The following is a 12273-nucleotide window of genomic DNA, read 5'->3' on the forward strand; positions in this document are numbered from 1 at the left end:
GTTATTCGATAGCGATTTTTTGCCTGATGATTCCCTGCTGAGTGCTGATTTCTAAGACATACAAGCCTGCCGGAAGTTCCGGTAAGTCAATTACTGTTGAAATATGGTTTGGTTTTAAATGCCAAGTTTGAATGGTTGAGCCGGATAAATATTTCAATGAGGCATTCAATTCCGGTGTGAGGTCTGGTATTTCAATCCAGAGTTTATTTTTGGCCGGATTTGGGTATATTTTAAATTCTTGCAAAGAGGCATTTTCTAATCCAACCATTCCAATTTTGATGGTAACGTATGTTGTATCAGAGCAGGCTTCATTTTTGGCAATCAGCCGAGCGGTGTATGTACCCGGCTGTTGATAAGTATGTTTGACTTCTTTGCCATTAGTTCCGTAGCCATCACCAAAATTCCAATTCCAAGTAGTGCTGTTGGTGGAGGCATCTTTAAAGTAGATAGTATCTAAGGTAGTAGCATTGGTTTGGCTTACCTGAATGTGTGCCGTAACGTTTGGTACTATCGTTACAACTGTTTGAGCCGATGTAATACAGCCAAAAGAATCCTGAACATTAACGATATAAACGCCTGAGCTACCGGTTGTTATGATTGGAGTTGTTTGGTTATTTGACCAAAGGTAAGAAACCGCAGCGGGCGTAGTAACGTTTAGGGTAACTTTGCCACAACCGAATACTTCGTTGGGTAAATTTATATTGAGCCGTTGCTGCTCAAATAAACATCTTTTCAATGCGCGGGCACGAGATATATTTTGAATTAAGCTATTTTGGCTATTAGCTCCAATTATTGCAAATGTAACTATTTGAGAATCACCGGGTAGGATAAATAATGGTCCGGCGGAAACAAACTGTACTATATCTGCTCCGGGGTAGTTAGTAAAGGCATTACCGGAGGCTGTTCCTTGGGTGATTGCGGCTAATTTATCGCTGCGTCTATCAAAGCGAAATGTGGAGGCAGCGGCACCATAGCAGTTAAAACCAATATTTTGCTCTAATAGCGCTATTCCGCAATAAGCAGTGCTTGTGGTGTCTGTGGTTGAGCAGAATCCAACTCGATTTACGGAGTCCACCTCGGCACGGTTTTGAGCAGAATTTTCCCCAATATCCCAATCTGCAAAAATACCGAAGTATAAACTATCGATAGGGTAAAAATTTTGGTTTTTGATAACATAATGTATCATAACCAAACTATCTTCCGGTGCTCTTAGGAAAGTAAGTGCCCGTTGGTCAATCTGAATATTTAGTTTATTAGAATCTGCGTTAGCATCATTAAAGTGGGCTATCCCGTCCATGTCAGATAAGCCGGGCTTTAGGGCAGTTGCCCGAGAGATTCCCTGAAAATCAGCATCCGAACCATTGGAATTTCGGATATTGTTCAGCAATTTATTGCTTTTGGGATAACCAATAACCAACCCACCCTCATAAAGTAATGAAGAACTTCCCATAAAAGCAAATCCAAGTCCGGTATTTTTATTTCGGTAATCATGATAGCCGATATTTCCGCGACTATTGATAGTTGTAGCAACTGAACCGCCATACAAGTTTACATAAGTTGGGTTAATGGTGATTTCTAATAATTCTTGGTCAGTATAAGGGCCGTCATTATAGCTAAGTAGAATAGTAGCAACATAGTTTTGGGGTGCAGAGGGAGAAATAGCAATTTTAAATGGAATTAAGTTTGATTTGATTTGGTTTGTGCCAATGCCTCCAAGTATAGTTACGCCGGAGATTATAGATACAATACTTGGATCTAAGGAGGTAATGGTTACTTTCAGATTTGAAGTGGGAGACAAGTAGTTACGAAATACTCCTGTTAGATTCATAGTATCTCCGGGTTCCGGTATGGTATTAATCTGGTCTGATACAGAGTAGGTTTGCAACCTAATTGCGGGGGAGGTTACAAATAAGGCACGTTGCATGTCCACCCTTCCGAAGCCAAGTTTTCTGGAATAGCTTGGATTCAAAGTATCTATTTTTACGGATGTAACCCGAAGATGCTCGCCTGCCTGTACTGCGGAGTAGTTTGGATAATATGAACGAATGATAGCCGCTACTCCGGCAGCTACCGGTGAAGAATAAGAAGTATAGCAGCCATCAAATTTATAACCATTGAGATAATCTGTGGTTCTTGCTGAACCGGGTGCGCAAACATCAACCTTAGAGTTAAATGAAGAAACGCCACATTTGATGTCGTTATCATCGGTAGCTGTTACCGAAATTACATTGTCATAGCTTGCTGGGAAGTATTTGGCTTCATTATTAGCATTACCGGCAGCGGCAATGACTAAGGCGTTTTTGTTAAAAGTTGCGTAATTAACAGCATCTTGCCCCAATTGGCTTTGTACTGTTCCACCCCAAGAACAATTGATAACACTGGCTCCGTGGTCGGCAGCATAAACAATTCCGGTATAACCTTGTGAAATGCCGGGGCTATAATCGGAGCACGCTTTAATGGGTAACAGCTTACACTTGAATCCAACTCCGGAAATACCAATTCCGTTATCCGTAGTGGCAGAAACGATGCCGGATACCCAAGTTCCGTGGGGCAAAACCGGATTAGGCAGAGAACTGATAGCTGTGTTATTATCATTTTCTCCCATATCCCAACCTCGAAAGTTATCTGTGTAGCCGTCCCCATCGTTATCAACTCCGTCAATAGGGTCATTCCAGTTGTATTTTATATTATCAATCAAATCCGGATGATCCCATTGGATAGCTGCATCTACAACGGCAATGACTGTGTTGGTATCCCCTTTGGAAATATCCCAACCTAACTGAGCTTGAATAACCGAAAGATTAGATTGAGAGCCAAAAGTAGGGTCATTGGGGGAATACATTACTTCGTAAATATATTTCGGCTCACAATAAGCAATGCAATGCTGTTTTTCAAAAAGTTGAATACCTTCATATAAAGATCGGTTCGCGGTATATGTTAGTTCATAAATCAATGAAATATCAACTAAGGGATCACCAAAACTGGATTTTAAGGCTGCGGGAGGCTGATGAAACGGAAAAACCTTAGCAATTTTAGTTACAGATAGCTCATTAAAAATCAACTGTAACTCCTTAATTTGAATTGAATTTGTTTGGCATTGAGAGTGCCATTCTGGCTTTATCTTAATAATCAATTTATTAGGTTCAGCAGAAGTTTGACCTAATAACGCCTGAGAGCATATTACCCAAATCCAAATAATGCTGCCAAATCCCCAAAAACGTTTCATACAGTCCAAAAATACAACTTTTTGATTTACAAGGCCACAAAAATAGTAGCATTTGGAATAGTAATTTTTTTAGCAGTGGCTTAGAAAGGATATTATGAACAATAAGTTTTAAGTATAGCTTAGATTCATTTTTTTTAGTTGTGTAATTGAGTGCCTATAAGTATAACCAAATAGAGCCTCAACCCCAAATTAAGGCAGTTGTTTTTTTGATTTATGGATACGCAGCATATTCAAATCCTGTAACTTTGTAATCTTAATAAAAAATATATCATTATGGAACGAATGCGACACTGGTTTTTAGTATTAATACTATGCATATCGAATGTATGGGTATTTGGGCAGATAAGCTCATTACCGTATTCTCAAAATTTTGAGGCCAATTTTACAACGGGTTTAAATGCCACTTTCTTAAGCAACTGGGTTGGAAATGAAGTGAGAGGCTTGGACTCTATTCGGATTTGTCAATATTCCAAGAAAGTAGCGGGCGGCATTCGTTCTTTATCAGCGTTACCAACATCAACATTTACGCCGGTGATTACTATTTCTGCAAATTTATCGGCCTATTCTAATGTTCAGTTTAAATTTTGGGCTTCTACAGACACCAATTTTAGCCCTGCTGGTTCTAACAGAAATTGTGTAGTAAAGATTAGCACTTCTATAGATGGTGGCACTACCTACACAACTCCTACACAGATTGGAGATAGTGCTGCATTTGCCAATGCTTCGGGGATTCCTTTTCAGCAGTTTATATACGGTCTTCCGATTACCGCTAATAACCAAGCTAATGTACGCATCAAGATAGAAATATCCCGTGGAAATGGAACAGGATCAGCAGCCCGCTTCGTTATGGATAATGCTACCTTAGAGGAAGCTGGCGGTGATATTATCCCCCCAACAACCAATTATGCGAAACCAAAATCTACGACACAAGTAAAAGTCGCTTTTAGTGAAGCCGTTGGCATTTCTGCTGAAAATACAGCCAATTATACTGGGCTTTCTGTAACCAACGCCGTGCGAAATGTATCATTAGACACAGTTACCTTATCTCTCTCAACACCATTATCTTATGTAAATACCAACACCTTAACGGTAAGCAATATTGCGGATTTAGCCGGCAATACTATGGTAAACCCACAAGTATTTACCTTAAAAGCCGATAACGCATTAAGCCGAATACAGATTACCGAAATTATGTATAATGACCCATCTTCCTCAGACTCATTGGAGTTTATTGAAATCTTTAATACCTCATCTCAAACAGCATACCTTAACGGATGCGCTATTTCAGATGCATTTATAAATACTTTCCAACTTGCAGATTCAATACCGGCAAATAGCTCTCTTGTTTTATGTAAAACCTTGTCTATATTTAATAGCTTTTTTGGAACCATTCCGGGCAAAGTAATTCAGTGGAATAGCGGCGTTCTGTTAAATACCGGAGAACCCATAACCATGATAGACAACTATGATAATGCGGTGTTTACAGTTACTTACAGCAATGCTTTACCTTGGGATACCTTAGCTAATGGCAAAGGTAGTTCTTTAAATCGCTGTGATTTTAACTCTCCTACGAATAGTCCCACAAGTTGGACTGGGGATATTTCAAAATTAACAAAATACGGTTCTGTTAATGGACGTTTTGTTTACGCAACCCCCGGTGCTACTTGTATGCAAAGTTCAAGTTGCAGTTCTATCGGTAATTATACCAGTGATGATACGTTGTCCATTTATTATGCAGGTTCAGCAACCAACGGCTATCTCGCCGGCCATAATACCTTTCAAGACAAGGCCAAAGTGGATAAATTTACATTAGCTTCGTCATACACCATCGGGAGTGTTACGTTTGGTGTAGGTGTTGCTAAATCCAACTCTCCCGCATCTAAGTACGTTACACTAAAAATTTGGGATTCTACAGGACCAGGAGGCGTTCCAGGCGGAGTCCTGTTCCAGCAAAATGTTACTTATCAAACGTTGATGGCAGACGTAGCTCAAAATAGAGCAACTTTGGTAGTTCTACCAACCCCATTAACGGTTTCTGGAAATATTTATGTGGGTGTAGAATATACCTATGCTGCCGGAGATACGATAGCACTATACACCAATAGATTTGGAAACACACCTGCCCCCGGCACCGCATGGGAGCAATGGAGCACTAACGCATGGTATCCCTATTCTGATACGGCTAACTCATGGGGCGTAAATATTTCTCACTATATATTCATAAATCCAGTGTATCCAACGGCAAACTTCTCGGTATCAGGAACTACTGCGTGTGCCGGAGGGACATTAACATTTACCAATAGTTCAACCCAAGCAAGTACCTATTCATGGTCATTTCCCGGCGGCACACCCTCAACTTCAACAGCAGCAAATCCGGCTATAAAATACAACACAGCAGGAACTTATCCCGTTACGTTAATAGCTTATGGTACCTGTGGTAATGACACCTTGATAAAGACAAGTTATATCACTGTTAACTCTGTTGCAACGCCGTCTATTTCCGGTAGTGCTACTGTTTGCCCTAGTTCAACGTTGAGCTTAACAGCTTCATCAGCTACGCCGGGAGCTACGTATAGCTGGACAGGGCCAAATTCATTCACTTCAACATCTGCGACTATATCCATTCCCAATGCATCTACTTCAAATTCAGGGCAGTACAGCGTAATAGCCATTGCAGGTGGCTGTACTTCTACGGTTGCTAACCAGACTGTTACGGTACAAGCGACTTCAACACCGTCTATTTCCGGTAATTCACCTGTTTGCCTTGGTTCAACATTGAGCTTAACAGCTTCATCAGCTACGCCGGGAGCTACGTATAGCTGGACAGGACCAAATTCATTCACTTCAACGTCTGCAACCATATCTATTCCCAATGTATCTGCTTCAAATGCCGGCTCATATAGCGTAATAGCTATTGCAGGTGGTTGTACTTCTGCCGTTGCTAATCAAACTGTTACAGTAAATACAACTTCAACGCCCTCTATTTCCGGTAGTGCTATTGTGTGTGCCGGTTCAACATTGAGTTTAACAGCTTCATCAGCTACGCCGGGAGCTATGTATAGCTGGACGGGGCCAAATTCATTCACTTCGTTTTCTGCAACCATATCTATTCCCAATGTATCTGCTTCAAATTCAGGGCAGTACAGCGTAATAGCTATCGCAGGTGGTTGTACTTCTGCCGTTGCTAATCAAACTGTTACGGTAAATCCAGCTCCTACGGCATCATTCACAACTACCGCAGATACCTTTTATCTACCAAATGTAACTGTAGATTTCACCAACACATCTCCCGGTTCAGGAAATAGTTACACTTGGTCATTTGGAGATGGCAATACTTCAAACAACGAAAATCCCCAAGCAACTTATACAGCCGAAGGTAACTACACAGTTACCCTCACTGTTACAGATGCTAACACCTGTTCTGGCACAGCAACCAAAACAATAGTTGTACTCCAAGCAACTGCTAATGAGGCATTAGTAAACTCACTTCATCCGTCAATCTATCCTAACCCAACTTGGGAAAGCACTACATTATCTTGGAATCAAACCCAAGAGGGGAAGACACAAATACAATTAGTAGATGCGTTTGGCCGAATTGTTTGGCATCAAGAAGGTATATTTTTAGCCGGTGAAAAAACAGTTAAAATACCAACAGAAAATATTGCCGGTGGTATTTACTGGGTCAAGATAAATAACGTCTCCGGAACTTGGGTAGGCCAACTTCAGGTAAAGCACTAAAAGTTATTTGAACTATACAAACGAGAAGAGGCTGCCCTTTCCGGGCAGCCTCTTCTCGTTTGTATAGTTATTAACAGATGAAACTATGCTAAATGCAACTTATTTACTCAGAAGATGTATAAGTTTGGCTTGTGGCTACGTTTATCCTGTTCCAAAAGTTTATCTGATTAATCACAATAATAATCTGGGCGACTTGATTATCAGTGAAGTATCGTTGTACATTTTGGAAAGTAACATCCTTAACGCCGTGCTCATGGAGTTTAGTTATTTCTTCTGTTAAAGCAAGTACAGCTTTTTCTGCGTCTGTAAAATGTGGGCTTTCTTCCCAAGCAGATAGCGCATAAATCCGTTGTTCCGTTTCGCCTGATTTTCTGGTATCTTCGGTGTGCATCTCGAGGCAATAGGCACATTTGTTAATTTGTGAAGCCCGTATCTTGATGAGTTCCCGAAGTTGATGGCTTATATCAGTTGTAGCTATATATTTCTCCATCTCAATCAGGATTTCGTAAGACTTAGGCTCAAGAGAGCTAATGGTGATTCGTTTTTTCATAAAAAAAGTATTAAAATGATTTAATTTAGTACACAACAAAAATATAGTTTTTGGAGATTGGGGAATAAATTCTTGATAGTAATATTAAGTAATGGTAGAGTTTTGTAGGTTTGCAAGTAAAAGTAATGAAAGAAGAAACAACCATTAATATACCGGAGCAGCATCAACGCTGGTTAGAAGAGTTAACAAAAAATCAGGATATTGTTTTTGCTGGAGGGGGCGAAAAATCTGTACGGACACACAAAGAAAAAGGGAAACTAACAGCCCGTGAACGTATTCAAATGCTGGTAGATGACCCGAATGACTTAGTAGAGTTAGGCACATTTGCAGCATTTAATATGTATCCCGAAGAAGGTGGATGTGCTTCCGGCGGAGTTATTGTCGTTATCGCAAAAGTAAGTGGAAAACGTTGCATTATCGTAGCTAATGACGCAACAGTAAAGGCCGGAGCTTGGTTTCCCATGACCGGAAAAAAAACCTTGCGTGCGCAGGAAATCAGCATAGAAAATTATCTGCCAATTATTTATTTGGTAGATAGTGCCGGAGTTTACCTACCCATGCAGTCAGAAATATTTGCCGATAAAGACCATTTTGGCCGTACTTTCCGAAATAATGCCGTCATAAGTAGTATGGGAATCCCACAAATAGCTGCGATAATGGGATCTTGTGTAGCAGGAGGCGCATACCTGCCCATCATGAGCGACGAAGCCCTGATTGTAGAAGGAACAGGTTCGGTATTTCTGGCAGGATCTTTTTTGGTAAAATCTGCTATCGGAGAAAATATTGATAACGAAACACTTGGCGGAGCTACGACCCATAGCGAAATCTCCGGCGTTACGGACTATAAAGTTAAAGATGATACCGAATGTTTACATACGATTCGTAGCTTGGTTGCAAAACAAGGTAATTTTCCTACGGCTAACTTTAACCGAATTGCTGCCATAGAACCGGAATATTCGCCGGAGCAAATCTTCCATATTTTGCCACCAGACAGGCAAAAACCTTATGATATGCGCGAACTACTCAAGTGCATCGTGGATGCCGGCTCTATGGATGAATACAAAGCAGGATATGGAAAAACCATTATCACAACCTATGCCCGAATTGACGGCTGGTCTGTAGGGATAGTAGCTAACCAGCGGCTAATCGTCAAAAATAAAAAAGGCGAAATGCAAATTGGCGGAGTCGTTTATTCTGATTCCGCAGATAAAGCCGCCAGATTTGTTATGAACTGCAACCAAAAGAGAATCCCCTTGATTTTCTTTCAAGATGTAACCGGTTTTATGGTTGGTAGCAAAAGTGAACACGGCGGAATCATAAAAGACGGAGCAAAATTAGTCAGTGCTATGGCTAACTCAGTAGTGCCGAAGTTTACCTTTATTGTAGGAAATTCTTATGGAGCTGGAAACTATGCTATGTGCGGCAAGGCTTATGACCCTCGCCTGATTTTTGCTTGGCCAACAGCACAAATCGCCGTAATGGGAGGTGCACAAGCCGCTAATACTTTACTGCAAATACAGGTTTCAGCACTCAAAAGAAACGGACAAACAATAGATCCCGAAAAAGAAAAAAGACTATTAGAAGAAATCACAGCCCGTTATAACTCCCAGATGTCGCCTTACTATGCCGCCGCAAGACTCTGGGTAGATAACATCATAGACCCACGCAGCACCCGAAAAACCATCTCTATCGGAATAGATGTAGCTAACCATAATGCGGTGATTCGGCCCTACAACGTAGGTGTTATTCAAACATAACCAAATGAAAACCAAATTGTTGTTAATAGATGCTTATGCACTGCTGTATCGTTCACATTTTGCGTTCTCAAAAAACCCCCGAACTACCAGTACCGGAATAAACACATCGTCTATTTTTGGGTTTACAAACTCCTTGTTAGAGGTTGTGTTTAGATATGAGCCTCAATACTTGGGTGTCGCCTTTGATACGGGAGAACCTTCTGTTAGGCATGAAGCCTTTTTTGCCTATAAAGCACACCGCCAAGCTATGCCGGAAGAATTAGCTGCCGCTATTCCGTATTGCCATGAACTATTAGAAGCCCTAAAAATCCCCATCCTAAGCATGGCAGGCTACGAAGCCGATGATGTTATCGGAACTATTGCAACTCAGGCTGCACACCAAAACATAACCGTTTTGATGTTTACTCCAGATAAAGACTATGCCCAATTAGTAAATGACCACATCTTTTGGCTAAGACCGGGCAACAAAGACCGTCCGGAAGAATTATTAGACAGAGATGCTGTTAAGGAAAAACTGGGAATATCTCCAGAACAAGTTGCTGATTGGTTGGGATTAAGAGGTGATGCTTCGGATAACATCCCCGGAGTTCCCAAAATAGGCGAAAAGACTGCCCTTGAACTCTTACAGCAGTTCCAAAACCTCGAAGAAATTATCCAAAACACCCATAGAATTACTAAAAAAAGTGTCAGAGAAACCCTTGAAACAAATGCAGATTTAGGTATTTTATCTAAAAAGTTAGCAACAATTCTTATAGATGTACCCGTAACTTTGGATTTACCGGCTTTGGCTATCTGCGACCCAGACTGGCAACGCCTAAAAGCTATTTTAACCCAATTAGAATTTAAAACGCTATCTGCCCGATTAACAGGTAAATATGCTAACTTCGTAAAGACAATAACTTCTTCCCATACCAATAACCCTAACCCAACATTATTTTCTGCGCTACCTTTTCCGGCTATACAAAACGGAACTTCATCACCTCAACAAGAACTGTTTTCTAATACAGAAAAAAATATTCTGAATTACCCACACCAATACTTTTTGTGCAGCACAGAATCTGAATGTGAAAAGTTGGTGGAGCAGGCTTTGCAGCAACCTTTATTTTGCTTTGATACCGAAACGACTTCCTTGAATATTGCTGAGGCAGAGCTTGTAGCCCTCACCATTTCATTTGAAGCGGGAAAAGCCTATTGTATTCTGTTTCCGGCTGATGATAGCCAAACACGAAAAAAAATAGAACTATTTAGAAAGATATTCACAAACCCAAATTGCCTGAAAATAGCTCAAAATATCAGCTACGATATGCACATTTTGCAGAAATATGGAATTAATGTTTGCCAACCCTTTTATGATACTATGCTGGCACATTATATCTTAGATTCTGATAGTAAGCATAATATGGATTTTCTTTCGCAGAAATATTTAAGTTATATCCCCGTTTCAATAGAATCACTTATTGGGAAAAAAGGAAAAAAACAACTTTCGATGCGTCATGTAGAGACCCATAAGTTGGTAGAATATGCCTGCGAAGATGCTGACGTTACGTTGCAGTTGTATCATAAGTTTGAAGAGCAGTTTAATCTTCCGGAGTTACACGCGCCAAAATATATTTTAGAAAATATCGAATTGCCGTTAGTGCCTGTTTTAAATGACATGGAAAGCACCGGAATAAAAATAGACATTTCTTTTTTGCAGGCGTATTCTGCTGAACTCGCTGCGGAATCTTCTGTGCTTGAACAAACAATCTATGAATTGGCAGGTGAGCAATTTAACATCAGTTCACCCAAACAGCTTGGGGTGGTTTTATTTGAAAAATTAGGTATTGCCAGCGGCAAAAAAACGCCGACAGGGCAGTATTCTACTGACGAAGAGGTGATGCAGCAACTCTTAGGGTCTCACCCAATTGTAGAGAAACTCTTAGATTACAGAGAGTTAATCAAGTTACGCTCTACATACGTAGATGCTTTACCGATGTTAGTAAACTCCCGCACAGGAAGGGTTCATACTACTTACAATCAGGCTGTTACATCAACAGGGAGGTTAAGCTCCCAAAATCCCAACCTCCAAAATATTCCTATTCGCACCCTTCGGGGAAAAGAAATCCGAAAAGCATTTATTGCCGAGAAAGGCTGCAAACTCATGGCAGCAGATTATTCCCAAATTGAACTGCGCATCATGGCGGCACTAAGTCAAGATTCTAACATGATAGTAGCTTTTGCAAAACACGCCGATATTCATACAGAAACAGCAGCCAAAGTATTTGGAGTACCGCCTGAGCAAGTAAATGCAGAAATGCGCCGAAAAGCCAAAACAATTAACTTTGGAATCATCTACGGAATTACCCCCTTTGGTTTAGCCCAGCGACTGACTATTAAAAAAAGCGAAGCACAAGCTATCATAGATGCTTATTTTGAACAGTTTCCGGGAATCAAAAAGTATATGCTCTCTTCGATAGAAAGAACACGCGTCTCCGGATACGCAGAAACGATGCTTGGAAGAAGGCGATACTTAAAGGACATTCATTCCGCGAATGCTACCATTCGTGGCTTTGCAGAAAGAAACGCCATCAATGCACCTATTCAAGGTTCAGCAGCAGACATGATTAAATTAGCCATGATAAACCTGCATAAAGCATTGATAAAAAATAACTTAAAATCAAAAATTATTTTACAGGTTCATGATGAACTACTTTTAGAAATTCCCGAAACAGAAATCGAAATAGTTAAGCAAATAGCAGAAAAAACGATGGTAGAGGCGATGCCGCTTCCCAATGTGCCGGTTGAAGTTTCGGTTGGAATAGCCAACAATTGGTTAGATGCGCACTAACCAACATTTTTAATTTTTAATTAATTAAGTATTTATAAATTGGGTAAGATGCTGATTTTAGTATATTTATCTGTAATCAAAACAAACAAAAAACCAACATTTATCCGAGGTTAAAAGTAGTCTAATACGATAGTGAAAAATAAACAAGACCAATATTTTGCATATTGGATTTTTT

At 40.3% G+C, this 12273-nt stretch carries 4 protein-coding genes and 1 pseudogene; 3 read left to right on the forward strand and 2 right to left on the reverse strand.

The features are described from left to right. Nucleotide 1: 1 nt before the first annotated feature. Entirely contained in the window at nucleotides 2-3226 is a 3225-nt protein-coding gene (locus LC115_06805; GenBank protein MCZ2356385.1) for a S8 family serine peptidase, read from the reverse strand. 273 nt (nucleotides 3227-3499) lie between these two features. On the opposite strand from LC115_06805, the pseudogene LC115_06810 reads away from it, so the two are divergent. Beyond that, nucleotides 3500-6874: pseudogene (locus LC115_06810) on the forward strand (PKD domain-containing protein). Between the two features lie 193 nt (nucleotides 6875-7067). Here LC115_06810 and LC115_06815 read toward each other — a convergent pair. Continuing rightward, nucleotides 7068-7514, reverse strand: coding sequence for a carboxymuconolactone decarboxylase family protein (locus tag LC115_06815; protein ID MCZ2356386.1), 447 nt, complete (start codon nucleotides 7512-7514; stop codon nucleotides 7068-7070). Nucleotides 7515-7639: 125 nt separating this feature from the next. Here LC115_06815 and LC115_06820 point away from each other — a divergent pair, with 125 nt between their 5' ends. Next, nucleotides 7640-9271 (forward strand): acyl-CoA carboxylase subunit beta, encoded by a 1632-nt coding sequence (locus tag LC115_06820; protein MCZ2356387.1) that lies wholly within the window; start codon nucleotides 7640-7642, stop codon nucleotides 9269-9271. Between the two features lie 4 nt (nucleotides 9272-9275). Then, nucleotides 9276-12098: a DNA polymerase I gene (gene polA / locus LC115_06825; protein ID MCZ2356388.1), complete on the forward strand. Its 2823-nt coding sequence runs from the start codon at nucleotides 9276-9278 to the stop codon at nucleotides 12096-12098. Nucleotides 12099-12273 lie beyond the last annotated feature (175 nt).

This window comes from Bacteroidia bacterium (assembly GCA_026932145.1).
Classification (GTDB): Bacteria; Bacteroidota; Bacteroidia; order J057; family JAIXKT01; genus JAIXKT01.